This window comes from Promicromonospora thailandica (assembly GCF_024171955.1).
Taxonomy (GTDB): Bacteria; Actinomycetota; Actinomycetes; order Actinomycetales; family Cellulomonadaceae; genus Promicromonospora; species Promicromonospora thailandica.
This window is the reverse complement of record NZ_JAMTCS010000004.1, coordinates 22,084-47,310: the sequence shown is the minus strand read 5'-3', so window position 1 is coordinate 47,310 and position 25,227 is coordinate 22,084. Positions and strand designations below refer to the sequence as shown.

Annotated in this window: 20 protein-coding genes; 12 read left to right on the top strand and 8 right to left on the bottom strand. The window is 74.3% G+C overall.

The features are described from left to right. Positions 1 to 1,290, top strand: a complete 1,290-nt coding sequence (locus tag APR03_RS07330) for a deoxyguanosinetriphosphate triphosphohydrolase (RefSeq protein ID WP_253834196.1) — start codon at positions 1 to 3, stop codon at positions 1,288 to 1,290. A gap of 6 nt (positions 1,291 to 1,296) precedes the next feature. Here the strand turns inward: APR03_RS07330 and APR03_RS07325 are convergent, their stop codons facing one another. Beyond that, positions 1,297 to 1,749, bottom strand: a complete 453-nt coding sequence (locus tag APR03_RS07325; RefSeq protein ID WP_253834187.1) for a VOC family protein — start codon at positions 1,747 to 1,749, stop codon at positions 1,297 to 1,299. 42 nt (positions 1,750 to 1,791) lie between these two features. Here APR03_RS07325 and APR03_RS07320 point away from each other — a divergent pair, with 42 nt between their 5' ends. Together APR03_RS07320 and dnaG are read left to right on the top strand one after the other, a co-directional pair. After that, complete coding sequence (locus APR03_RS07320) at positions 1,792 to 2,688, top strand: AraC family transcriptional regulator (protein WP_253834185.1); 897 nt, start codon at positions 1,792 to 1,794, stop codon at positions 2,686 to 2,688. Positions 2,689 to 2,698: 10 nt separating this feature from the next. Beyond that, complete coding sequence (gene dnaG / locus APR03_RS07315; RefSeq protein WP_253834183.1) at positions 2,699 to 4,627, top strand: DNA primase; 1,929 nt, start codon at positions 2,699 to 2,701, stop codon at positions 4,625 to 4,627. A 7-nt stretch (positions 4,628 to 4,634) separates the two neighbouring features. Here dnaG and APR03_RS07310 read toward each other — a convergent pair whose 3' ends face one another. Together APR03_RS07310 and APR03_RS07305 are read right to left on the bottom strand one after the other, a co-directional pair. Beyond that, complete coding sequence (locus tag APR03_RS07310; protein WP_253834181.1) at positions 4,635 to 6,074, bottom strand: MDR family MFS transporter; 1,440 nt, start codon at positions 6,072 to 6,074, stop codon at positions 4,635 to 4,637. 91 nt (positions 6,075 to 6,165) lie between these two features. Further along, entirely contained in the window at positions 6,166 to 6,438 is a 273-nt protein-coding gene (locus tag APR03_RS07305) for a helix-turn-helix transcriptional regulator (protein ID WP_253834179.1), read from the bottom strand. 73 nt (positions 6,439 to 6,511) lie between these two features. Here APR03_RS07305 and map point away from each other — a divergent pair, with 73 nt between their 5' ends. Further along, positions 6,512 to 7,288 (top strand): type I methionyl aminopeptidase, encoded by a 777-nt coding sequence (map, locus tag APR03_RS07300; protein WP_253834177.1) that lies wholly within the window; start codon positions 6,512 to 6,514, stop codon positions 7,286 to 7,288. Here map and APR03_RS07295 read toward each other — a convergent pair. Further along, positions 7,285 to 7,815, bottom strand: a complete 531-nt coding sequence (locus APR03_RS07295; protein ID WP_253834175.1) for a MarR family winged helix-turn-helix transcriptional regulator — start codon at positions 7,813 to 7,815, stop codon at positions 7,285 to 7,287. The genes map and APR03_RS07295 overlap by 4 nt on opposite strands. 104 nt (positions 7,816 to 7,919) lie before the next feature. On the opposite strand from APR03_RS07295, the gene APR03_RS07290 reads away from it, so the two are divergent. Beyond that, on the top strand, positions 7,920 to 9,281 hold the full coding sequence (locus APR03_RS07290; RefSeq protein WP_253834174.1) for an FAD-binding oxidoreductase: 1,362 nt from the start codon (positions 7,920 to 7,922) through the stop codon (positions 9,279 to 9,281). Between the two features lie 61 nt (positions 9,282 to 9,342). On the opposite strand, the gene APR03_RS07285 is transcribed toward APR03_RS07290, so the two are convergent. Further along, positions 9,343 to 10,275, bottom strand: coding sequence for an aldo/keto reductase (locus APR03_RS07285; protein WP_253834173.1), 933 nt, complete (start codon positions 10,273 to 10,275; stop codon positions 9,343 to 9,345). A gap of 28 nt (positions 10,276 to 10,303) precedes the next feature. Beyond that, a complete protein-coding gene (locus APR03_RS07280) occupies positions 10,304 to 11,170 on the bottom strand; it encodes an aldo/keto reductase (RefSeq protein ID WP_253834165.1) in 867 nt (288 codons plus the stop codon). Positions 11,171 to 11,287: 117 nt separating this feature from the next. Between APR03_RS07280 and APR03_RS07275 the strand changes: the two genes are divergently transcribed. Beyond that, positions 11,288 to 12,160 carry a LysR family transcriptional regulator gene (locus tag APR03_RS07275; RefSeq protein ID WP_253834163.1) on the top strand — a complete coding sequence of 291 codons (873 nt, stop codon included), beginning with the start codon at positions 11,288 to 11,290 and terminating at the stop codon, positions 12,158 to 12,160. Between the two features lie 98 nt (positions 12,161 to 12,258). Here the strand turns inward: APR03_RS07275 and APR03_RS07270 are convergent, their stop codons facing one another. Further along, on the bottom strand, positions 12,259 to 14,337 hold the full coding sequence (locus APR03_RS07270) for an NPCBM/NEW2 domain-containing protein (protein WP_253834161.1): 2,079 nt from the start codon (positions 14,335 to 14,337) through the stop codon (positions 12,259 to 12,261). A 125-nt stretch (positions 14,338 to 14,462) separates the two neighbouring features. Beyond that, on the bottom strand, positions 14,463 to 15,344 hold the full coding sequence (locus APR03_RS07265; protein ID WP_253834159.1) for an AraC family transcriptional regulator: 882 nt from the start codon (positions 15,342 to 15,344) through the stop codon (positions 14,463 to 14,465). Between the two features lie 122 nt (positions 15,345 to 15,466). Here APR03_RS07265 and APR03_RS07260 point away from each other — a divergent pair, with 122 nt between their 5' ends. From APR03_RS07260 to APR03_RS07235, 6 genes are read left to right on the top strand one after another with little or no spacing between them, the layout of a single operon-like run. Continuing rightward, a complete protein-coding gene (locus APR03_RS07260) occupies positions 15,467 to 18,829 on the top strand; it encodes a DUF5107 domain-containing protein (RefSeq protein WP_253834157.1) in 3,363 nt (1,120 codons plus the stop codon). Continuing rightward, on the top strand, positions 18,826 to 20,112 hold the full coding sequence (locus APR03_RS07255) for a cellulase-like family protein (RefSeq protein WP_253834155.1): 1,287 nt from the start codon (positions 18,826 to 18,828) through the stop codon (positions 20,110 to 20,112). Before APR03_RS07260 ends, APR03_RS07255 begins: the two co-directional genes overlap by 4 nt. A 46-nt stretch (positions 20,113 to 20,158) precedes the next feature. Then, complete coding sequence (locus APR03_RS07250; protein ID WP_253834153.1) at positions 20,159 to 21,454, top strand: ABC transporter substrate-binding protein; 1,296 nt, start codon at positions 20,159 to 20,161, stop codon at positions 21,452 to 21,454. Next, positions 21,451 to 22,326 (top strand): carbohydrate ABC transporter permease, encoded by an 876-nt coding sequence (locus APR03_RS07245; RefSeq protein WP_253834151.1) that lies wholly within the window; start codon positions 21,451 to 21,453, stop codon positions 22,324 to 22,326. The genes APR03_RS07250 and APR03_RS07245 overlap by 4 nt, the downstream gene beginning before the upstream one ends. A gap of 1 nt (position 22,327) precedes the next feature. Continuing rightward, a complete protein-coding gene (locus tag APR03_RS07240) occupies positions 22,328 to 23,173 on the top strand; it encodes a carbohydrate ABC transporter permease (RefSeq protein WP_253834149.1) in 846 nt (281 codons plus the stop codon). Further along, positions 23,170 to 25,227 (top strand): alpha-galactosidase, encoded by a 2,058-nt coding sequence (locus APR03_RS07235; protein ID WP_253834147.1) that lies wholly within the window; start codon positions 23,170 to 23,172, stop codon positions 25,225 to 25,227. The genes APR03_RS07240 and APR03_RS07235 overlap by 4 nt, the downstream gene beginning before the upstream one ends.

The window sequence follows — 25,227 nt, the reverse complement described above, 5'->3', positions numbered from 1 at the left end:
GTGGAGCAACCCCTCGGGAGCCGCATCCCGCCGTCGTACAGCGAGCAGGACGTCGAACGCTGGGTGACCGAACCGCCCAAGTCGCAGGCCAGGACCCCGTTCGAACGTGACCGCGGGCGCGTGGTGCACTCGTCCGCGCTGCGCCGGCTCGGTGCGAAGACCCAGGTGCTCGGCGCCGGCCACGACGACTTCGTGCGCACCCGCCTGACCCACTCGCTCGAGGTGGCCCAGGTGGGGCGCGGCATGGGCCGCTCCCTCGGCTGCGACCCCGATGTCGTGGACACCGCCTGCCTCACGCACGATCTCGGCCACCCGCCGTTCGGCCACAACGGAGAGACGGCGCTGGCCGAGATCGCGCGCGACATCGGCGGCTTCGAGGGCAACGCGCAGACGCTGCGCCTGCTCACCCGCCTGGAGCCCAAGGTGCTGGCCGACGACGGCACGCCCGCCGGCCTCAACCTCACCCGCGCCAGCCTGGACGCGAGCGTCAAGTACCCGTGGGCCTACGGCGCCGGCCCCGCGCGACCCGACGGCACGGCGAGCCGCAAGTTCGGGGTCTACACCGACGACCTGCCGGTCTTCACGTGGCTGCGCCAGGACGCGCCCGACGGCGTGAAGTGCCTCGAGGCGCAGGTCATGGACCTCGCCGACGACATCAGCTACTCGGTGCACGACGTCGAGGACGGTGTGGTGGCCGGCCGGATCGACCTCGACCTCATGGCCGACCCCGAGGAGCGGGCGCGCGTGGCGCAGTACGTGCGCGACTGGTACGGCGAGTGGTACACGGCCGACGCGATCGACGCCGCGCTCGGCCGCCTCCAGGAGTACCTGCACGGCGAGGGGCACCTCGTGCGCGCCTTCGACGGGTCGCGGCGGTCGCTCGCCTCGCTCAAGGACATGACGAGCCAGCTCATCGGCCGGTTCATCGGCGCGGCCATCTCCGCGACCCGCGCTGTGTACGGCGAGGGCGACCTGACCCGCTACGCCGCCCGGCTCGTGGTGCCCAGCGACACGGAGCACGAGATCCTCGCGCTCAAGGGCATCGCCGTCGCCTACGTCATGGCGCCCCGCGGCCAGGAGCCCCGCTACCTGCGGGAGCGGGAGATCCTGGCCGACCTGGTGGGCGTGCTCGCCGACCGCGGGCCGAGCGAGCTCGAGACGCCGTTCGCCGCCGACTGGCGGGCGGCCTCCGACGACGCCGCCCGCCTGCGCGTGGTGGTCGACCAGGTCGCGTCCCTGACGGACCTGTCCGCCCTGGCGCTGCACCGGCGCCTGGTCGCCCAGGCCTGACCGCGGTCAGCCGCGGTCGGCCACCCAGGCGTCGCTCGCCCGCTGCACGTCGTCGGCCGTCACCGAGCCGGCCACGGTCACGAGGTACCAGCGGTGTCCGAACGGGCAGCGCACCGCGGCTTGCCGGAACCCCTCGAACCAGTCGGCGGGCTCGACGAGGCTGCTCGCCCCGGCCTCGATCGCGCGGGCGTAGGCCGCGTCCGTGTCCTCGACCGGGATCGTGAGGCTGACGTGCGTGGGCCCGCCCGGTTCGGGGGCCACGGAGTCCGGCGGGAAGGCACCGGCCACGGTGAACGTCGACTCGCCCGCGGCCGACCGCAGCACCAGGTCGGAGTGGATCACGGCGTCGCCCGCCGTGATCACGTCGAGCGTCTCGGCGCCGAACGCCGCCTCGTAGAACGCGATGGCCGCGCGCGCGTCGGACACGGCAAGGTTGGGGTGGAGTGCTGAGTTCTTCATGTTGTGATGCTCGGCCGAGCCGGGTGTGCGAGTCTTGGAAGAATGCGACACGTGTTCGACGGCGAGGCGGCGGCCCCCGGCGTGCTCGGCGCCGGCCCCACGCTCGGCATCGTGAACCCGGCCCGCGCGCCCTTCACCCTGACCCGCGTGCCGCCCGCACCCGAGCTCACCGACCTCGTCGACTGGCACTGGGTAATCACGTGGGACCTGCCGCCTGGTGCCACCTTCACCCAGGCCGTCGTCGCGCACCCGGTCGGTCAGGTCGTCGCCGAGCGCCACGGACTGCTCGCCTACGCGATGCCCGCCGTGTCCACCGACCGCCGCGTCCTGGCCGGAGCGGACGGCGTGGTCGGCAGCAAGCTGCGCCCCGGCGCGTACCGCGCCCTGCTCGGCCTCGGCCACCCGGGCGAGCGGGGCGCCGTCGGCCCGCTCGCCGGCGCGGCGGCGGACGCCACGGGCCGGGCGGCGATCGACCAGGCCCGCGCGGGCGACGCCGAGGGCGCCGTCGCCACGGTCACCCCGCTGCTGCTGGCCACCGCCGGCCGCACCCGGACGCCGCGCTCCGCCGCGGCGCTCGCAGCCCTGGGTGAGGCGTTCACCGCGATCGCCGACGCCGTCCCCGGAACCACCGTCGCGTCGCTGGCCGCCACGCTCGGCACGACCCCGCGGTCCCTGCAGCGGCTGTTCGCCGACTGGGTCGGCGTGAGCCCCAAGTGGGTGCTGCAGCGCCACCGCGTGCACCTCGCCGCGGAGCTGCTCGGGCGCGACCCGGGGCTCGACCTGGCCGGGCTGGCCGCCGCCGTCGGCTACTACGACCAGGCGCACTTCACGGGCGACTTCGTGCGCGCCGTCGGCACGACGCCGGGGGAGCACGCGCGGCGCTGCGCCGCGGCTCTCGCCCTGGGGACGGTGGACGCCGCGCCCGCCGCGCGCGCATAGACTGCTGGACGTGGCCGGGCTGATCAGACGCGAGGACGTGGACCTGGTCCGTGAGCGCGCGCGGATCGACGAGATCGTCTCGGCGCACGTGACCCTCAAGCCCGCCGGTGTCGGCGCGCTCGTGGGTCTGTGCCCGTTCCACGACGAGCGCAGCCCCAGCTTCAACGTGCGGCCGAGCGTGGGCCGGTACCACTGCTTCGGCTGCGGCGAGGGCGGCGACGTCATCGAGTTCGTCATGAAGATGGACGGGCTGGGCTTCGCCGAGGCCGTCGAGTACCTGGCGGGCAAGACCGGCGTGCAGCTCCGGTACGAGGAGGGCGGCTCGGCCCGCCCGCGCGAGGAGCCGGGCAAGCGGCAGCGGCTGCTGGAGGCCCACCGCGTGGCCGCGGAGTTCTACGCGGAGCAGCTCATGGGCCCGGAGGCGGCCGCGGCGCGCGCGTTCCTGGCGGAGCGCAGCTTCGACCGGTCGGATGCCGAGCACTTCGGCGTCGGCTTCGCGCCCAAGGGCTGGGACTCGCTCCAGCGACACCTGCAGGGCCGGGGATTCACGCAGGCCGAGCTGGTGGCCAGCGGTCTCGTGTCGCAGGGGCAGCGCGGCATCTACGACCGGTTCCGCGGCCGGGTCATGTGGCCCATCCGCGACGTGACCGGCGCGGTGATCGGCTTCGGTGCGCGCCGCCTGTTCGAGGAGGACCAGGGCCCCAAGTACCTGAACACCCCCGAGACCAGCCTCTACAAGAAGTCGCACGTGCTGTACGGCATCGACCTCGCCAAGCGGGAGATCGCCAAGGGCAAGCGCGTCGTGGTGGTCGAGGGATACACGGACGTCATGGCGGCGCACCTCTCCGGCGTGACGACGGCGGTGGCGACCTGCGGCACGGCGTTCGGCGCCGACCACGCCAAGGTGGTGCGGCGTCTGCTCGGCGACACGACGGCGGGCGGCGGCCTCCAGCTCAAGTCGGGCGCGAGCCTGGGCGGCGAGATCATCTTCACGTTCGACGGCGACGCGGCTGGGCAGAAGGCGGCGGTGCGCGCGTTCGGCGAGGACCAGCGGTTCTTCGCGCAGACGTTCGTCGCGGTCGAGCCGAGCGGCATGGACCCCTGCGACCTGCGCATGGCGAACGGCCCCGAGGCTGTGCGCGCGCTGGTGGACGGCCGCGTGCCGCTGTTCCAGTTCGTGGTGCGCAGCAAGCTCGACGAGTTCGACCTGGACACCGCGGAGGGCCGGGTCAACGCGCTGCGCGCCGCCGCGCCGATCATCGCGGGCATCCGGGACACCGCGCTGCGCCCCGAGTACGCGCGCCTGCTGGCCGGCTGGATCGGCACCGACGAGCGCGCCGTCGTCCGTGAGATCCAGCGGGCGGCGAGCGCACCGACGCTGCGGGAGGCGCCCGCGACCGCGCGGCCCGCCGGGGCGGACGCCGACGCGCGGCCCGCCTCGGGCGGCCTGCCGCAGGTGCCCGCGCCGGACCCGCGAGACCCCGTGGCGCGTGACGAGCGGCTCGCCCTGGTGGCGGTGCTCCAGTACCCGCAGCACGTGCCCGCCTCGTTCGACGACCTGGGCGAGGACGCGTTCGCGGTGCCCGCCTGGCGTGCCGTGCACACCGCGATCCGGGCGGCCGGGGGCGTGGCCGCGGGGCGGGGCGTCTCGGCCGCGCAGTGGGTGGCCGCCGTGCTCGGGCAGGCGTCCGAGACCGTGGCCGGGCTGGTCACGCAGCTCTCGGTGGCCTCACTGCCGGAGGACCGGGAGACGGCGATCGCGGCGTTCGTCGAGGGTGTGGTGCGCCGCGTCGTCGACATGGGGCTGATGCGCCGGGTGGCCGACGCGCGCAGCCGCCTGCAGCGGCTGGACCCGTCGGACACCGAGACCTACCAGGCGGCGTTCGCCGAGCTCCTGGCGATCGAGGCGGAGCGGCGCACCCTGCGCGAGAGCGCGTAGCCCCCGCTCAGGCGGCGGGGGCCGCGCGCCGCGGGTCGTCGCGCGGGAGCAGGAGCACCGTGCCGACCATGAGCGCCGCGCAGCCCACCACGCACCAGAACACCAGGTGCATGGCGTCGGCCAGGCCCGCGCCCTCGGGCGTGCCGTCCGCGCCGACGACGGTCAGGGCGTTCACCACCGCCCCGAGCGCGGCGACCCCCACGGCCTGCCCGATCGACCGGGCGAACATGTTCGTGGCCGTCACCGCGCCGCGCTCGCCCCAGCCCACGCTGTGCTGGGCGGCGAGCAGGGTGGGCACCGCCACGAGGCCCATGCCGAGCCCGATCACGAACACGGACGCCGAGATCTGCCACACGGCCGACCCGGTGCCGAGCAGGAGGGTGAGGAGCGTGCCGGCCAGCACCACGAGCGACCCGATGGTGCTGGTCCAGCGGAACCCGATCGTCAGGTACACGCGCCCCGACAGGGTGGCCGCGATGGGCCAGCCGAGCGTGAGCGAGGCCAGCGCGAAACCGGCCACGAGCGGTCCGACGCCGAGCACGCCCTGCGCGTAGATGGGCACGTAGGTGGACAGGCCGAGCGTGATGACGCCGACCATGAGCGACGCCGCCGTCGACGCGCCCACGACCCGGCGCCGCAGCAGCCGCAGGTCGAAGATGGGGTGGGCGGTGCGTCGCGCGGCCACCGCGAACGCCGCGAGCAGCACCACCGACGCGCCGAAGATGCCGATCGACTGCGGCGACGCCCAGCCCCACGCGTGCCCGCCCTCCAGCAGACCGAGCACCAGCAGGGTGCTGCCCCCGGTGAGCAGCACCGCCCCGAGGTAGTCGACGGGCTCGCGGGCGCCGTCGCGCTCCTTCTCCCGGAAGGTGCGCCACAGGGTCAGCAGGGCCACGGCGCCGATCGGCACGTTGACCCAGAAGATCCAGCGCCAGCTCACGAACTGGCTGAACACGCCGCCGAGCGTGGGGCCGAGCACCGACGAGACGGCCCACACGCTGGCCATGTAGCCCTGCGTCCGCGCGCGCTCGGCCAGCGTGTAGATGTCGCTCGCGATGGTCATCGACAGGGGCAGGATCGCGCCGGCGCCGAGGCCCTGCAGCACGCGTGACCAGATGAGCGCGGGCATGCTCCAGGCCACGGCGCACAGCACCGAGCCGAGCAGGAACAGCGCGATGCCCACGAGCATCACGCGCTTGCGGCCCAGCACGTCGGCCAGCCGGCCGTACACCGGCACGGTCACGGCCTGCGCGAGCGTGTACGCGGAGAACAGCCACGGCACCTGCTCGAACGCGCCGAGCTCGCGCGCGATGGTGGTCGACGCGGTCGCGAGGATGGTGGCGTCGAGGGCCACGAGCGCCGTGGCCAGCATCAGTGCGCCGAGGATCGGGCCGCGGTCACCGCGCAGGCCGAGGCGGGTGTCGGCGGCGGTGTCGGGCGTGGTCATGGCCGAGGGCTCGACGTGGAGGTCCGGGAGTGCTGCACGAGACATGCAAAGTTGCCCGGGGCACCACCTATTCCCGCGGCCGTGCCCCGTCTCACGACGCGAGCGGCTCGCGCGCCGGCTCGGGCCGGCTGACCTCGGACCACAGCTCGTCCAGGGACAGGCCGAGCACGTCGGCGAGCGCGGCGACGGTCGGGAAGGCGGGCGTGGCCACGCGGCCGGTCTCGATCTTGCGGAGGGTCTCCGGCGAGACGCCGGCCGCCAGGGCGACGTCGAGCATGGGGCGGTCCCCGCGCGCGCGGCGCAGCAGGGCGCCCAGGCGCTGACCTCGTTCGACCTCGGCGGGGGTGAGCGGCAACCTGACCATGAGTCGATACTAGTACCGGTATTACTGGACCGGTATAACTGTGCCGGTATAAATAGGCCGGTATAGTTATCCCATGATCGAGATCCTGAACCCCGCAGAGCTGGACCGCGCCCGCGCGACCGGCGCCCTGGTCGCCGACATCCTCCAGGCCCTGCGCGGCCGCAGTGTGGTGGGCGCCAACCTCCTGGACATCGACCGCTGGGCCGGCGAGCTGATCGCGGACGCCGGAGCCCGGTCCTGCTACGTCGACTACGCGCCGTCGTTCGGGCGGGGGCCGTTCGGCCACTACGTCTGCACGGCGGTGAACGACGCGGTGCTGCACGGCATGCCGCGCGACCAGACCCTCGCCGACGGCGACCTGCTGACCCTCGACCTCGCGGTGCTGCTCGACGGCGTCGCGGCGGACTCGGCGATCAGCTTCGTGGTGGGTGACACGCGCCCGCCGGAGAGCGTCGCCCTGATCGACGTCACCGAGCGCGCGCTGGCGGCGGGCATCGCCGCCGCGGGCCCGGGAGCGCGGATCGGCGACCTCTCGCACGCCATCGGTGAGGTGCTGACGGCGGCGGGCCACGCGGTGAACACGGAGTTCGGCGGCCACGGCATCGGCTCGACGATGCACCAGGAGCCGCACGTGTCGAACCTCGGTCGGCCGGGGCGTGGGTACCGCCTGCGCCCGGGGCTGCTGCTCGCCCTCGAGCCGTGGGTCATGGCGGACACCGACGAGCTCGTGGTCGATGCCGACGGCTGGACGCTGCGCAGCGCGACCGGGTCCCGCACGGCGCACAGCGAGCACACGATCGCCGTCACGGAGGACGGCGCCGAGATCCTCACCCTGCCGACGCGGGCCTAGGGCCGGCGGTTGCCCGGGATGCCCTCGGGGACGGCGCCGCGGCCGTCGTCGGGCACCGCGTCCGCGAGCCGGTGCAGCGTGCCCAGGAAGGCCTCGGCGTCGGCCGGCTGCTCGCCGATCGCGTCGCGCAGCGTGCGGTCGAACGTGACCGCCGCGGCCTTGAGCCGCAGGTAGACCGCCTCGCCCGCCTCGGTGACCTCGATGCGCTGCGCCCGGCGGTTGGCGTCGTCGCGCGTGCGGACCACGAGGCCGCGGTCCTCCATGGCGCGCAGGTGGTGGGTCATGGTGGCCTCGCGGACGCCGACGGCGCGCGCGAGCTCCCGCTGCGTGGCGGGCGCGCCCTGGTGCAGCGCGAGCAGGATGTGCCACACCTGCCAGCTCGCGCCCTGCTCGGCCATCAGGGTGTCGAACGCCCGCATGACGCGCTGCACCGCCTGCCACATGGCCACCGCGACGGGCACCGGCCCGTCGTCCGTGGTGCGCGGTACGTCGGGTGGCGGGGCGCCGGGCTGCCCGTTCGGTCGCATGCCCGCAGACTAGTTCGGCAGGGGGCGAAATGCATTGACGGCTAATGCTTCGATATCTAACGTTTGACGGCACGACGCACGCCGAAACCCCCGGAGGCACCGACATGTCGACGCACGACACCCCCCTCGCCCCGCTCGCCGACGCGCTCGGCGACCGGCTGCTCACCCCGGACCACCCCGCCTTCGCGGAGACCACCACCGTGTTCGTGGGCGGGCCGCCGCGCACCCCGGCCGCCGTCGCGCGGGTGCGCTCCGCCGCCGAGATCGCGACGGCGCTCGCCGCGGCGCAGGAGGCGGGCCTACCGGTCGCGGTCCGCGCGGGCGGGCACCACCAGTCCCGGCACGCCCTGGTCGACGGCGGCCTGGTGCTCGACCTGCGCCTCCTGGACGGCGTCGAGATCGACGCGGCGGCCGGCGTCGGGCGCGCGCAGGGCGGAGCGCTCGCCGGCCCGTACACCGCCGCCGCCGGCGAGCACGGGCTGGCCACGGGCTTCGGCGACACGGGCTCGGTCGGCGTCGCGGGCATCACGCTCGGAGGCGGTATCGGCTACCTGAGCCGGCGGTACGGCCTCACCGTCGACAACCTGCTGGGCGCCGAGGTGGTGCTCGCCGACGGCCGGGTGGTGCGGGCCGACGCCGACGAGAACCCCGACCTGTACTGGGCGCTGCGGGGCGGCGGTGGCAACTTCGGGGTGGTCACGCGGCTGGACCTGCGGCTGCACGAGGTCGGCACGGTCACCGGCGGCATGATGATGTGGGAGCCCAGTCCGGAGGGCCTCGCCACCATCCTGCGCACCCTCGCGGAGGGTCCGGAGGAGCTCTCCGGCATGGTGAACGTCATGCTCGCCCCGCCCGCCCCGATGGTGCCGGAGGAGCTGCGCGGCAAGCCCGTGCTCATGGCGCTGCTCTGTCACTCGGGTTCCGACGCCGCGGCCACGCTCGCGCCGCTGCGGGAGCTCAAGCCGTTGCTCGACGGCGTGGCCGAGCTGCCCTACCCGGGCCTGTTCGGCGGCGGGGGCCCCGCGCCCGGCGGGATCGGCGACCTGCGCACCGGCTTCCTCGGCGAGGGCACCTGGTCGCCCGACGAGGCGTGGGCCACGGCGGCGATCGAGGCGGTCAGCGCCGCCCCGGGGCCCGCCGCGGTCAACATCCGGCCCATGGGCGGCGCGATCGCGCGGGTCGACGCCGCCGCGACGGCCTTCGCGCACCGCGACCCCGCGTTCATGGTGTCCGTGGGTGGCAACGCCCTGGCCTCGGACGGCCTCCCGGCCGCGCAGGAGTGGACGGCCACGGCGGCGGACGCGCTCGGGGTCGAGGGCCGCGGCTACGTGAACTTCATGGGCACGGCGACGCAGGACGACGTCCGCAACGCCTACCCGGAGCCCACCCTGGCCCGCCTCCGCGAGATCAAGCGCACCTACGACCCGGAGAACACGTTCGCGTCGACCCACAACATCCTCCCCTGAAAGCCGGACGCCCAGGTCGCCGGGGGCGGCCTGGGCGTCCGACACGTGCGCCGGGGACGGGTCAGGGGACCGTGTAGCCCGCCGCGCGGTACATCTCGTACCACTCGGCCCGGGTCAGGGGGATGTCCGACCCCTGGGCCGCGCCCGCGACGCGCTCCGGCGTCGTCGTGCCGAGCACCACCTGCATCTGCGCGGGGTGCCGCGTGATCCAGGCCGTGGCGATCGCGATGGCCGGCACGTCGTACTTCGCGGCGAGCCGGTCGATCGCGGCGTTGAGCTCGGGGTAGTCCGGCGACCCGAGGAAGGTGCCGCTGAAGAACCCGGCCTGGAACGGGGACCAGGCCTGGACCGTGATGTCGTGCAGGCGGCAGTAGTCGAGCGTGCCGGAGTCCCGGCTGATCGACTGGTCCAGCGCCTGCATGTTCGCGGCCACACCCTGCGCCACCAGGGGCGCGTGCGTCACCGAGAGCTGGAGCTGGTTGGCCACGATCGGCTGCGTGACGGACTTCCGCAGCAGCTCGATCTGGCCCGGCGTGTGGTTCGAGACGCCGAAGGACCGCACCTTGCCGGCGGCCTGCAGCTCGTCGAACGCGCGCGCCACCTCGTCCGGCTCCACGAGGGCGTCCGGGCGGTGCAGCAGCAGGATGTCGATGTAGTCGGTGCCCAGCGCGGCCAGCGAGCCGTTCACGGACTCGACGATGTGCTCGTACGAGAAGTCGAAGTACGGCCCCTCGCGCACGATGCCGGCCTTGGTCTGCAGCACGATCTCCTCGCGCTCCGAGGGCGTGAGCTGCATCGCCTCGGCGAACCGCGTCTCGCAGCCGTGCAGCGCCGAGCCGTAGACGTCGGCGTGGTCGAAGAACGAGATGCCGGCGTCGCGGGCGGTCTTGACGAGCGTGCGTACCTCCTCGTCCGTCTTCTCCTGGATGCGCATGAGCCCCAGCACGACGTTCGGGACGGTGAGCTCCGTCCCCGGCAGGGTGAAGGTCTTCACGGGATGTGTCTCCTGAGTTCTGGGTGGGTCAGGCCGCCGACAGGCGGGCGACCTCGTCGTCGGTGAGCGTGAGGTCGGCCGCCTGCGCCGAGTCGCGGATGCTCTCGGGCCGCGACGCGCCGGGGATCGGCACGACGACGGGCGCGAGCGCCAGCTCCCACGCCAGCGTCACCCGGAACGGGGACACGCCGTGCGCGTCCGCGACCTCCTGGAACGCCGAGTACTCGGCGCCGAGCTCGCCCGAGCGGGCCAGGGAGATGCCGCCGAGCGGGCTCCACGGCAGGAACGCGATGCCGAGCTCGGCGCACAGCTCGAGCTCGGGCAGCGAGGACCGGAACCGCGGCGAGAACTGGTTCTGCACCGAGACCAGCCGGCCGCCCAGGATGTCGTTCGCCTCGCGGATCTGGTCCGGGTTCGCGTTCGAGATGCCGGCCAGCTCGATGACGCCCTCGTCGAGCAGGTCACGGATCGCGCCCACCGAGTCGCCGTAGGGCACGTTCGGGTCGGGGCGGTGGAACTGGTACAGCCCGATGGCCTCGACGCCGAGGCGCTTGGCCGACGCCTTCGCGGCCTCCTTGAGGTACTCGGGCCGGCCGTCCTTCGTCCAGGAGCCGTCGCCCGGGCGCAGGTGCCCGCCCTTGGTGGCGACGAGGACGCCGGAGGCGTCGCCGCCCCAGGAGCGCAGGGCCTCGGCGATGAGCTCCTCGTTGTGGCCCACCTCGTCGGCGTGCAGGTGGTAGGCGTCGGCGGTGTCGATGAAGGTGACGCCGGCGTCGAGGGCGGCGTGGATCGTGGCGATGGAGCGCTCGCGGTCGGGCCGCCCCTCGATGGACATCGGCATGCCGCCGAGGCCGATCGCGGAGACGGAACGGCCGCCGATGGAACGGAGCTGCATGTCTTCTCCTCATGTCGCAACGGGTTCGGACCAGAGACTAGGAAGCCGTAACCTAGAAGTCCAACAACTGTGGATCATCATTCCTAGAACTGGTATCGATCAATGGAACTGCGTCAGATGGAATACCTGGTAGCCCTCGCGGAGGAGCGCCAGTTCACCCGGGCTGCCGAGCTCACCGGCGTCTCCCAGTCCGGGCTGTCCGCCGCCATCCGTAACCTCGAGGTCGAGCTGGGCACCAGGCTGTTCACCAGGACCACCCGCCGGGTCGAACCCACCGAGGCGGGCCTGGCGCTGCTGCCCTTCGCCCGTTCCATGCTCTCCTCCGCGACGGAAGCTCGCGACGCGGTGGTCCAGGTGTCCCGCGAGCTCGCGGGCACGCTGCGGGTCGGCGCGGAGCAGTGCCTCGGCCTCGTGGACGTCGCCTCGCTGCTGGAACGCTTCCACCGGCGCTACCCGCGCGTGGAGATCGCGTTCAGCCAGGCGGGTTCGCACGAGCTCCTGGCCGAGGTGCGCGACGGCGGCCTCGACGTCGCGTTCGTGGCCACGGCCGACCACGTGGGCGTGCTGCCGCGCACCGTGCTGGGCCAGGAGCCCGTGGTGCTGCTCTGCCCGCCGGACCACCCCCTCGCCGCCCGGCCGGTCGTGGACCGGGGCGACCTGGGCGGTGAGAGCTTCATCGACTTCCACCCGTCGTGGGCGGTGCGCCGGCTCAACGACGACGCGTTCGCGGCCCGCGGCGTGCACCGCCGGGTGCGGTTCACGGTCAACGAGGTGCACACCCTGCTGGACCTCGTCGACCGCGGCCTCGGTGTCGCGCTCGTGCCCCGCCACGTCGCGGCCAAGCCGCAGGCCGCCCGCCTCGTGATGGTCCCGGTCGAGCCGGACGGCGCCGCGGACTGGATCGTCTCGGTGGTCACCGGCCCCGGCCGCGACTCCGCGGCACCGCACTTCGTGGAGCTCCTCGACGACACCCTGACCCCCACCCCCTGACCGGAGGTCTGCCCTGATCTCCGCTTCGAGAACGACCTACGGGACCGATTCGGGCCCCGAACCGTCCCCGAGGTCGTTCTCGACGTTGTCCCGTGGCTTCAGCAGCTCGCGGTGAGCGAGAGCCAGTCGGCGCGGTCGTTGTAGCCGCCGTCGCCCGCGTCGCCGACCCGGAGGCGCAGGTCGCGGACGCCCGTGACGTCGACGTCGAAGGGCACGGCGGCGCCCCGCTCGACGGTGCCGCTGCTCCACAGCACCGCGCCGTCGCCGACGACGTCGAACGTCGCCGTGCCGCCCTCCGGCCCGACCGTGCCCACGACGTCGTCGATGCCCACGCGCCCGGAGAGCGCGCCGCACGCGCCGCCGAGGTAGTAGCGCACGTGCGACGGGCTGGCCACGCCGATCCCGGACCCGTGCACCGTGCCCGCGACGGTGAGCGGCGACCCGCCGCCCACGCTCTGGTCCACCGTGGGCTCCATCCAGCCGCTGCTCGCGCTCACCCACGGGTGGCGCGAGAGCACCACGGCGTCGCCGGACGGCGGTGCGGGCGCGATCGTCACGGCCGACGGCGGCGTGGTGACGCGGCCGGACCCGGACGAGACCGCCGCGGTGACCTCGTAGCCGCCGGTCGTGGCGCCGCCCGGGACGGTCACCGCGAAGTCGAGGGTGGCCGAGCCGCCGGGTCGCACGACCCGCGGGGCGGCGCCGAGCGCGCGCACCGACCAGCCCTCGGGCACCGCGAGCGTGACGCGCGGGGCTCGCACCGGCGTGCTGCCGTCGTTGTGCAGCGTCACCTCGGTGGTCAGTCGGTCGCCCGCGGCGGCGGACAGGTCGGTGGTGGGTGCGACGTCGTCGGACCCGACGGCCGTGAAGGTGGGCGCCGTGGCGACCAGGCGCGGGACGCCGCCCGGCCGGGCGGGCGTGACGCGCAGCAGCGCGGCGCCGTGCGCGGGCACGGCCGCGCGGACCGTCCCGGCCGACTGCGTGCGCGCGTCCGTCCAGGTGTCCAGCACCTCGAACGACCGCCCGCGCAGGCCCAGGTCGCGCGCCGTGGTGGAGACCTCGGTGGGCGCGTCGCCGCGGTTGAGCAGCGCGACGGCCACCGAGCCGTCCGTGAGCGGCTTGGCCCACGTCTCGGTGGTGCCGGCGGGGCCGACGCGGGTGCCCTGGACGCCGAGGCGGTCCTGGTCGATCGCCAGCACGTCCTCGTCGAGCAGGATGTCCATGGACGCGTCGCTGAGCGTGCGCGGGTCGCTGGAGATGATCAGCGGCGCCGCGGCCACCGTCCACAGCGACATCTGGGTGCGGAACTCCTCGGTGGTCATGCCCAGCTCCGGGCCCAGGTAGTCCGGGTCGCTGAAGTGCCCGGGGCCCGCGACCTCCGGGTGCCGCGCGTTGGCGTCGAAGTTGCGCAGCACGTCCTTGAACTGGATCTGCCCCACGAAGCCGACGTCCGTGTAGGTGCGCCACGACTCGGCGATGCCGGGGGCGTACGTCCACGACCACGTGGACTGCTGCTCCTCCGGGTAGTCGCCCCAGTCGGGCGACGTGACCGGGTTGCACAGGTTGAAGATCATCTCGCGGCCGGAGCTGTTGTCCCGCAGCGCCTGCGCGAACGCGGTGAACGCCCTCCGCGGGTCCAGGTCGGCGGCGATGCCGCACAGGAAGTCGACCTTGACCGCGTCGTACCCCCACGCGGCGAACGTGTTGGCGTCGGTCTGGTAGTGGTCGCCGCTGCCCAGACCGCAGGTGCCGGGGATGTACGGTCCGGCGTCGGTGTAGATGCCGGCGCGCAGGCCGCGGTCGTGGATCGCGTCGGCCAGCGCGGCCATGCCGTCCGGGAACCGCTCCGGGTCGCCCTGCAGCAGGCCGTCGGCGTCGCGCGGCACGTCGGCCTGCCAGCCGCCGTCGAGCCACACGATGTCGTAGCCCGCGTCCGCGAGGCCGGACGACACGAGGAAGTCGGCCACGTCGAGCACCTCGTCGGCCGTGAAGTCGCCGCCCAGGCCGTAGTAGGTGTTCCAGCCCTGGTAGGGGGTGGGGCTCGGCCCGGCCGCCGGCGGCGGCCCGGCCGGCCCGGCCGGCGCGGCACCCGCCGTCGTGACCAGGGCTGTCGTGAGCAGCGCTGTCGTGAGCAGGGCGGCGCTCGTCCGCGCCGCCCAGGTTCGTACGGTGAACATCCGGGGTCTCCTGACGTCGTCGTCGGCTCGGCCGGGGGCCGAGGGGAGGGAACCCGCCCAGCAAACCCCGCGCCCCGGCCCCGACGGAATGCAGAGGACGACGCACCCGCCTGGACGATCCGACGTCAGCGGTCGTGGATGCCGCGCCGGAAGTCCGTCGGGCTGCACGCGTGCACGCTGCGGAACTGCCGCGAGAAGTAGAACGGGTCCGGGTAGCCCACCGAGCGCGCGATGTCGGCCACGGGCAGCTCCGTCGTGATGAGCAGCTCGCACGCCCGGGCCATGCGCAGCCGCTTCACGTACTCGACCACGCCGCCGCCGGTCGCCGCCCGGAACCGCGCCGAGAAGTGCGACGTACTCAGCCCGAACCGCCTCGCGAGCGCCGCCACCTCCACCACGGAGTCCAGGTGGGTGCGCAGGTACTCCTGTGCCGCGCGCACCGGCTCGCCCCGCACGGGGCTGCCCGCGGCGGCGTCGGCCGCGACCTGGGCGAGCACCGACCACGCCGCACCGGCGCAGCGCAGCAGGCTCGGGTAGGTCTCGTCGGTCTCCAGGGCGTCGACCACCCGCTCGAGGTCGGCGACCACGCGCACCTGGTCGTGCACCTCGACCACCGCGACGTCGTCCGGGCCGGCGTGCCGGGCCAGGTCGCGCTCGATCTCGGTCGCGTCCGGGCCGCGCGCGTGCATCCACCAGATCGTCCATGGGTCGTCGTCGTCCGCCCAGTACTCGTGGGGTACTCCGGCGGGGATCACGAGCGCCTGAGCAGCGTCGATGCGGTGCAGACCGCCGGGGGTGCGGCACCACCCGCGGCCGGCCACCGACACGATCACGATGGTGCCCGTGGCGCCCCGGGCGCGCACCCGCCCGTGGTTCGCGGCGTGCGGGAAGTAGCCCGCGTCGGTGACCAGCAGGCGCGAGGTGGGACCGGCCTGGGACGCCGCACGGGCCACGGCGCCCGGCAGCACCCGCAGCCGCTGACCGGGAAACCCGTCACGGATGCGCACCCCCGGAGGGTAGCCCGGCGACGGTGCCGGTGTCAGCCGTCCCGGAAATCGTCGGATCGTCCAGGCAAGTGCGTCGATACGTCGCTTCCCGAGGCGCCCGCCGGGTTCGTAGCGTCGGACCCATGCTCGATGTGGAGTCCGTGCTCGACCTGCCCGACCGGCCCGCCGACCTGGCCGGCCGGGCCGCGGCCGCCTGGGAGGCGCCGCTCACCCTGACCACGTACGAACCCCTGCCCCCGGACCGGTTCCCCGCCTACCTGGACCGGCGCGTCTACCAGGGCTCGTCCGGCCGCGTGTACCCGCTCCCGTTCCACCACCAGATCGCCGACGAGCCCCACCCGCGCGAGTGGCGCGCCGTGCACCTGGAGAACGAGTGGCTGCGCGTGGTGGTGCTGCCCGAGCTGGGCGGCCGCATCCACGTGGCCCGCGAGCGCGGCACCGGCCGGGACTTCTTCTGGACCAATCCCGTGATCAAGCCGGCCCTGGTGGGCCTCGCGGGGCCGTGGGTCGCGGGCGGCGTCGAGCTGAACTGGCCGCAGCACCACCGTCCGGCCACCTACCTGCCCGTGGACGTCGAGATCGAGGAGGAGGCCGACGGCGCCGTCGTCGTCTGGTGCTCCGACCACGACCCGTTCACCCGGATGAAGGGCATGCACGGCGTGCGGCTGCGGCCGGGCAGCGCCGTGCTGGAGCTCGCCGTGCGGCTGTACAACCGCAGCGAGCTGCCGCAGTCCTTCCTGTGGTGGGCCAACGTGGCCGCCAAGGTCGACAACCACTACCAGTCCTTCTTCCCGCACGACGTCACCTGGGTCGCGGACCACGCGCGCCGCGCGGTCACCGCGTTCCCGCACGCCGACCGGCCCTACTACGGGGTGGACTACCCGGCGCTCGCGGCCTCGGGCGGCGACCGGCTGGACTGGTACCGCAACATCCCGGTGCCCACGTCGTACATGGGTCTGAACAGCGCCGAGGAGTTCTTCGGGGGCTACGACCACGCGGCGGGGCTCGGCTTCGTGCACCTGGCCGACCGGGCCCTCTCGCCCGGCAAGAAGCAGTGGACCTGGGGCAACGCAGCGTTCGGGCACGCGTGGGACGCCAACCTGGCCGACGACGGCTCGCACTACGTGGAGCTCATGGCGGGGGTGTTCACGGACAACCAGCCCGACTTCGCGCTCCTGGCGCCGGGCGAGACCAAGGTGTTCTCGCAGCTCTGGTACCCGTTCCGCGACGTCGGCCCGGTGGACCGGGCCACGCCGGACGCGGCGGTCCGGCTGGAGCGGCGGGACGGCACGGCGCGCGTCGGCGTCGTCGTGTCGCGGCCCCTGGACGATCTGACGGTCACGCTCACGGCCGACGGCGCCCGGCCGACCGCCGACGTCGTGTCCGCCGACCCGACCCGGCCCGTGCTCCTGGAGCGTGACGTCGCGGCCGGGACCGGCCCGCTCACGGTGACGGTCACCCACGGCGGCCGGACCCTGGTCGCCTGGACCGAGACGCCGGAGGGCGCGGACCGTGGGCCCGAGCCCGACCCGGCCGAGGAGCCGCCGGCACCCGAGGACATCGGCACCGTCGAGGAGCTGGCCCTCGTCGCCGCGCACCTCGACCTGTACCGGCACGCCACGCGCGCCCCGGAGCCCTACTGGCGGGCGGCGCTGGACCGCGACCCCGGGCACGTCGACAGCCTCGTGGGGCTCGGGCGCCGCGCCTACGCGGCGGGCGACGCGGAGGAGGCGCGCGACCTGCTGGAGCGCGCCGTCGGCCGGCTCACCCGGCTGCACCGCAGCCCCCGCGACACGACGGCGCTGTACCTGCTCGGCCTGGCACGCGAGGCGCTCGGCGACGAGGTGGGCGCCTACGCCGCCTACGCGCAGGCCTCCTGGGCGCGGGCGTGGCGGGCGCCCGCGGGCTACCGGATGGCGCGCCTCGACGCGCGCGCCGGGCGCTACGCCGACGCCCTCGGCCGGCTCGACGACGTGCGCCGCACCGAGCCCGACCACCTCCAGGCGCTCGCCCTGACCGTGGTGTGCCACGGCCGCCTGCGCCGGCACGACGCCGCCGCGGCCGTGCTCGCCGCCGCCCGCAGCCTCGACCCGCTCGACGCCTGGCTGCGGCACCTCGACGGCCGCCCGGCCACGGACGACGCCCAGACGCTGCTCGACGTGGCGATCGAGCTCGCGGACGTGGGGGAGCACGACGCGGCGCTGGCCTGCCTGGACGAGGCCGAGGCCCGCGAGGACCACCGGCCCGCCGGTCAGACCGCCGTCCGGCCGCTGCTCGCGTACCACCGGGCGCACGTGCTGCGGCTGTCGGGGCGGCCCGAGGAGGCCGCCGCCGAGCGGGCACGGGCCCAGGGGCTGGACGCCACGTGGTGCTTCCCCGGCCGGCTCGCCGACGTCGCCGTGCTGCGCGAGGCGGCCGACGCCGACCCGCGCGACGCCCGCGCCCGCTCGCTGCTCGGACACTGGACCTACGCCGCCGGACGCCGCGCCGACGCGCTGGCCCTGTGGCGCGCCGCCGCCGACCTGGACCCGGACGACGTCGTGGCCTGGCGCAACATCGGGCTGGCCGCCGTCAACCACGAGCGGGACCTGGCCACGGCCGCCGACGCCTACGAGCGGGCCTGCGCCGCGGCGCCCGGCGACGCGCGGCTGCGCTACGAGCGCGACCAGCTCGCGGCCCTCACGGGCGCGGCCCCCGCCGCGCGGCTGACCCGCCTGCTGGAGCCCGGGGCCGGCGCGCTGGACCGCGACGACCTCGCGGTCGAGGCCCTGCACCTCATGATCACCGTGGGCCGGTCCGCCGAGGCCCTGACGATCCTCGGCGGCCGCCGCCTGCACCCGTGGGAGGGCGGCGAGGGGCAGGCGCTCCTGGCCTGGGACCGCGCCCACGTCCACCGGGCGCTGGACGCGCTCGCGGACGGGCGCGCCGGGGACGCCGTCGGCCACGTGCGTGCGGCGCTCGCCCCGCCCCCGAACCTCGGCGAGGCCCGGCACCCCCTGGCCAGCACCGCGCACCTGCACCTGCTGCTGGGCGACGCGCTCGCGGCGGCCGGGGCCCACGACGGCGCGGCCGACGCGTGGCGGACCGCCGCGGACCAGCGGGGCGACTTCGTGGAGATGAGCACGCAGGAGCACGGCGAGCAGACGTTCTGGACGGTGCTCGCCCTGCGCCGCCTGGGGCGCGCCGCCGAGGCGGACGGGCTGACGGCGGCCCTGCGCGCCTACCGGGACGAGTTCGCCGCCGCGGTGCCGCGCGTGGACTACTTCGCCACCTCGCTGCCCGACCTGCTGCTGTTCGAGGAGGACCCGCTGCGCGTGCGCGACCGGCGGGTGCTGTTCCTCGACGCCCAGCTCGCCCTCCTGGACGGCGACCCGGCGGGGGCCGGGGAGCTGCTGGAACGCCCCGACCTCGCGGCCTCCCGGCACGCGGCCGACCTGCGCCACGCCGTGTCGCGGGGCCTGGACCTCACGAAGGAGCCGGCATGACCGTCTCGCTGCACACCGCGGGCCCCCGCGTCATCACCCTGTGGGACTTCTCCTGGTACACGCGCACCGGCCCGGGGGAGCCGTTCGAGGACCTGGACCGCGCCTTCGCGGAGGCGCGCGAGCGCGGTTACGACACGATCCGGATCTGCGCCATGCCGTTCCTGCTGTTCCGGTCGGGCCTGGACACCGCGGCGCTGGGCCTCGGCCCGCTCGGCGGCGCGTTCGGGCAGCGCACCCGCTGGTACGACGTGCGGCACACGACGACGATCGACGCCCGCGCCCACCTGCTGGAGCTGTTCCGCGCCGCGGACCGGCACGACGTCGGCGTCGTCGCGTCGTCGTGGGAGTACCAGCAGTCGCCGTCGTTCGCGGCGACGCCGGACTGGTACGAGGCCCTGCACGCGGTCGACCCCGAGGTGCGGGCCGAGGTGCTGGCCGACGCCCACGCCGACCTGGTGGACCTGCTGGAGGCCGAGCACCTCGGCCACCGCCTGCTGCTCACCGAGCTGCACAACGAGGTGCAGATCGGCTACCTCACCGACGGGCTGGGCGTGGGCCGCGGCGACGACGCCGTCCGCGCCCTGACGCCCCGGCTCGAGCGTGGCATCGCACGGTTCCGCGCGCGCCACCCGGACCGCCCGGTCACGGTGAACTACGCGGGCGTGCCGGTGGGGGCGCTGAGCGCGCTGCCCGCCGACCTCGACGCCCTCGTGGTGCACCCGTACGTGTACGGGGTGCTGCAGGAGCTGGTGGACACGTTCGGGCTGCGGGGGCCGGTCGACGAGTTCGACGAGGAGAGGGCGCGCGAGCTGCTGCGCCCGGGAGCGCCCGGGCTCGCGGCCTGGACGGTGCCGCCGGGCCAGGAGTGGCGCACGCGCGCCACGATCATGGCGCTGCCCGAGCTGTACGTGCACGACTGGTGCGACCCGCGGGCGTGGGACCGGTGGCTGTACGACCGGTGGGGTGCGCACCGCCTGGCGATGTTCCAGCGCCTGACGCTGTGGCTGGAGGTGGCGGCCGACGTCGCCGCGGCCCGCGGCATCCCGCTGGTCCTCGGCGAGGGGTACGTGGGGTACACGCCGCTGCACGGCCGGTTCGAGGAGGACCCGGTCGGGGCGGAGATCTGCCGGCACGCGCTGCGTGAGGCGCGCCGGCTGGGGGCGTGGGGCGCGGTGGTCTGCTCCAACGCGGCGCCGCAGCACCCGATGTGGTCCGATGTCGCGCTGCAGCAGGAGTGTGCGGCGATCCTGACGGGCGCGGACCGACCCGCGCCCGCGATCTGAGCGGTTACCAGGTGCACCAACGAGGGTGCACGGAGGAGGAACGAAGATGTCCAAGGGAACGATCACGCGCCGCGAGCTGCTCGCGGGCGGTATGACGCTGGGTGCGGCGAGCCTGCTGGCCGCGTGCGTGGGCACCACGCAGGGCGGCAGCGGCGGTGGCGGGGGCGGCGCGAGCTCCGGGCTCGTCACCCTGCAGAACTCGATCCAGGACGCCGACCCCAAGGCCGCCCTGGAGGCGCTGGTCAAGGCGTACCCGGGCGGCGACGTCACGCTGAACTCGGTGGCCACGGAGCAGTTCCGGGCACAGCTCACCAACTACCTGCGTTCGGGGGACTCGCCCGAGGTGCTGAGCTGGTACGCGGGGTCGGTGGCCCGGTCCTACGCGGAGGAGGGACTGCTGCTGGACGTGTCGTCGCTGTGGGAGGGCGACGGGCCGTGCGCCGGGTTCTCGGACGCGCTGCGGAGCCTGTCCAGCGACGCGTCCGGCAACCAGATCTTCGTGCCGACCAGCTACTACTGGTGGAGCGTCTTCTACAAGAAGTCGGCGTTCGAGAAGTGGGGCGTCGAGCCGCCCACGTCGTGGGACGAGTTCCACGCGCTGTGCGAGAACCTGAGCGGCCAGGGCATCGTGCCGCTGACCAACGGGCTGTCCTCCACGCCGTGGATGGCCTCGGGCTGGTTCGACTACCTCGACCTGCGGATCAACGGCGCGCAGTACCACCGGGAGCTGCTGGCCGGGGAGCACGCCTTCAACGACCCCGAGGTGGTGGCCGTCATGGAGGAGTACAAGCGGCTCATCCCGTACTTCGACAAGAACGCGGCGTCCTACACCGCGCAGGACGCCGCGACGCCCGTGGCCCAGGACACGTCCGCCATGTACCTCGTCGGGGCGTTCGTGTCCGGCTACTTCCCCGAGGACCAGCGCGACGACCTGGACTTCTTCTCCGTGCCGGTCATCAACGACTCCGTGCCGACCGCCGAGGAGGCCCCCACCGACGGGTTCTTCGCGGCCGCGCGGAGCGACAACCACCAGGGCGCGCTCGACCTGCTGAGCTACCTCGCCTCCGCCGAGTCGCAGCAGCAGTACATCGAGCAGTCGAAGTCGTCCAACCTGCCCACCTCGCCCGACGTCGACACGTCGGCGTTCAGTCCGCTGGTGCAGAAGGGCATCGAGCTGCTGAACAGCACCGAGGAGATCACGCAGTTCTTCAACCGCGACTCCTCCGACGCCCTGCAGGCCACCGCCGACACCGCCCTGACCAAGTTCCTCGCCCAGCCCGACTCCATGACGAGCATCCTCGACGAGTGGCAGCGCGCGGCCGAGGGGGTCTTCGCGTCGTGAGCAGGCGACTCGCACGCGTCCCGCTGCTCGTCTGGGTGTTCCTGGCGGTCCCGTTCGTGGTCGAGGCGTTCTGGGTGTTCTGGCCTGCGGCGAACTCGTTCTCGCTCGCGCTGACCCGCTGGGACGGGATCGGCCTGGCCGAGCCCGTGGGCCTGCAGAACTTCCGCGACCTGGCCGCCGACCCGATCTTCCTGACCGCGCTGCGCAACAACGTGGTCTGGGTGCTCGGGTTCGGCGGCCTGTCCGTGGTGGGCGGCCTCGTCCTCGCGGTCACCCTGAACAAGCCCGGCCCCCTGGTGAGCCTGTACCGCAGCGCGATCTACCTGCCCATGGTCGTCTCGCTCGCCGTCAGCGGCCTGTTCTGGCGCGTCATGTACGCACCGGACGGGCCGGTCAACGGCGCCCTCGGCGTGCTCGGCCTCGAGCACCTGGAACGGCAGTGGCTCGCCGACCCCGCCGTCGCCCTCTGGGCCGTGCTGATCGCCGCCGTCTGGCGCCAGGTCGGCTACATCATGGTGCTGTACCTGGCCGGCCTCAAGGGCACCGACGGCACGCTGGAGGAGGCCGCCGCCGTCGACGGCGCGAACGCGTGGCAGCGGTTCTGGCGCATCGTCATGCCGCAGCTGCGCGGCGTGAACATGGTCGTCTTCGCCGTCACCGTCATCGACTCGCTGCGCACCTTCGACATCGTCTGGGCCATGACCCGCGGTGGCCCCTACAACGAGACCCAGCTCCTGAGCACCTACATGTTCCAGCAGGCGTTCACCACGGGGAACCTCGGCTACGCCTCCGCCATCGCCGTGGTCATCTTCGCGCTCGCGATCGGCTTCATCATCACCTACCTCGCCCGCCAGGCCCGGACGGAGGACTGACATGACCACCCAGGCCCTCCGCCGTCCGCGGCCCGCCCGCTCCCCGTGGCTGCACGTCGCGATGGTGCCCGTCACGCTGCTGTGGCTCAGCCCCATCGTGTTCGTGCTGTTCGTCGCCGTCCGCTCCTACGACGACATCGCCGGCCGCGGCCTCGGCGCGCTCCCGGCGTCGTTCAGCCTCGACGGCTTCACCACCGCGCTCACCCAGGGCGGCGTGCTCCGCTCGCTCGGCAACAGCGTGCTGGTCACCGCGTGCGCCGTCGTCGCCTCGCTCGCCCTGTCGTCCTTCGCCGCCTACGCGCTGAGCCGGTTCGACATCCCGCTGCGCCGCACCGTCCTGCTCACCATGCTCGCCGGCAACCTGCTGCCCCCGCAGATCCTGCTCGTCCCGGTCGCGTCCATCACGGCCGCCCTCGGCATCGGCGACACCCTCACCGCGCTCGTCGTGGTCCAGGTCGGGTTCGGCATCGGCTTCTACACCTTCGTGCTGCACGGGTTCATGCGCGGCCTCCCGAACGAGGTCTTCGAGGCCGCGCGGCTCGACGGAGCCGGGCCCGGCGGCATCTTCTGGCGCATCGTGCTGCCCCTGTCCCGGCCGTCGCTCGCGGCGCTCGCGGCCCTGGCCACCACCTGGATCTTCAACGACCTGATCTGGGCGATGACGGTGCTGCGCACCGAGGCGAAGTTCCCGATCACGGCGGCCCTGCTCAACCTGCAGGGCGGGTTCTCCAGCGCGTGGAACGTGGTCGCGGCGGGCTCGCTGATCGCGGCCGTGCCGACCGCGATCGTGTTCTTCCTGTTCCAGAAGCAGTTCGTGTCCGGCCTTCTCGTAGGAGCCAACAAGTGACCTGGACCCTCCCGACCCGCACGGGTCAGTACGTCGTCGGCCTCGCCCCGCGCGAGGCCGGGCTGGTCACGGTCGGCTGGGGGCCCTCTGCCGGGGAGGCGGTGGCGCCGGTCGCGGCGACGTCGTCGTTCGAGGCCGACCTCGACCTGCTGCCCCTGGAGGCCACGGCCCTCGGCACCCGCAACGTGCACGGCGCCGAGCTCGTGGTGCGCCGCGCCGACGGCGCCCGGGGCGCCCGCCTCACCGTCTCCGGCGAGGTCTCGCTCACCCGGGACGACGCCGGCGGCACCCACCTGGTCTGCCCGCTGACCGACCCCGGGCTCGGGCTGGACGTGACGCTGCACCTGCGCACCCACCCGGCCCACGACGTCGTGGAGAAGTGGGCAGAGCTGCGCAACCGCTCGGACCAGCCGGTCGAGCTGCTGCGCGGCTGGGGCGGGACCTTCAACGTCCCGGTTCAGGGCGAGGCGCACGTGGACCTGCTCGGTGGCGCGTGGTCGCGCGAGCTCACGCCGTTCCGGGCCACGCTCGGGGCAGGCACGCTCAGCATCGGCAGCAGGCAGGGCATCACGAGCCACACGTACGCGCCCGTGGTCACGGTGGTCCCGGCGGACGGCGGCGCACGGTACGGCGTCGCGCTCGCGTACAGCGGCTCGTGGCGCATGGCGCTCGACGCCGTCCCCTTCTCCGACCACGTGCGGGTCTCGGCCGGGCCCGACGACGAGTCGGGCATCCTCACCCTGGAGCCGGGCGGCACCCTGACCACGCCCACCCTGGCCGGGGTGCGCGTCGAGGGCGACGCCGACGACCTGGCCCAGGCCTGGCACGCCTACCAGGCGACCCTGGCCCGGACGCGGGGCCCCGAGCACCGGCCCGTCGTCTACAACTCGTGGTTCGCCACCACGTTCGACGTCCGCGTGGAGCACCAGCTCCGGCTCGCGCAGGCGGCGGCCGAGGTGGGCGCCGAGGTCTTCGTGGTCGACGACGGCTGGTTCCGCGGCCGCACGAGCGACCGGGCCGCGCTGGGGGACTGGGACGTCGACACCGACCGCAACCCGGACGGGCTCGGCCCGCTCGCCGACGGCGTCCGCGCGCTCGGCCTGCGGTTCGGCCTGTGGGTCGAGCCCGAGGCCGTGAGCCCGGACAGCGACCTGTACCGCGCGCACCCTGGGTGGGCGCACCACGTGGCCGGGCGCCCCCTGGAGACGCTGCGCCACCAGTACGTGCTGAACCTGGGCCTGCCCGAGGTCGAGCAGTGGGTGCTCGGCACGCTGCGCCGGCTGCTCACCGAGACCGACATCAGCTACCTGAAGTGGGACATGAACCGCTCCATCGCCGACGGCGGGGTCACGGCCCCGGGTGGTGACGACTGGTCCTGGCGGCACACCCAGGCCTACTACCGCGTGCTCGACGCCCTGCGGGCCGAGTTCCCGCACGTCACCGTCGAGGCGTGCGCGGGCGGCGGCGGACGCATCGACCATGCCGTGCTCGCCCGCACCGACGTGGTCTGGCCCAGCGACGAGACCGGGCCGCGCGACCGCCTGGCGATCCAGCACGGCTTCCTGGGCGTGCTGCCCGCCTGGACCATGAGCTCGTGGGTCACCGACCTGCCCGACCTGCGCGACCCTGACCGGGACGACGCCCCGGCGAGCCCGGAGCTCCGGTTCGTGGTCGCGATGGCGGGGGTCCTGGGGATCGGGGCCGATCTCCTGGCCTGGGACGGCGAGACCCGCCGCCGCGCGCGATCGTTCGTGGACCTCTACCGCTCGCTCCGGCCCGTGCTGCACACCGGTCGGGTCCGCCGGCACGGCCGGCCCGCCGAGGACGCGTGCGCGGTGCAGTACACCGGACCCGGCACCGTCGTGCTGCTGGCCTGGCGGCGGCCCGCCGCCGACGACCCCTTCACGGTGCGCCTGCGCGACCTGGCCCCGGACGCCCGCTACCGCGTGCGGGGCACCGGCGAGACCCGCACCGGTACGGAGCTGGCGTCCGACGGGCTCACGGTGCCGTGGACGTGGACGGACTGCGACGTCGTGATCCTGGACCGGCTGTGA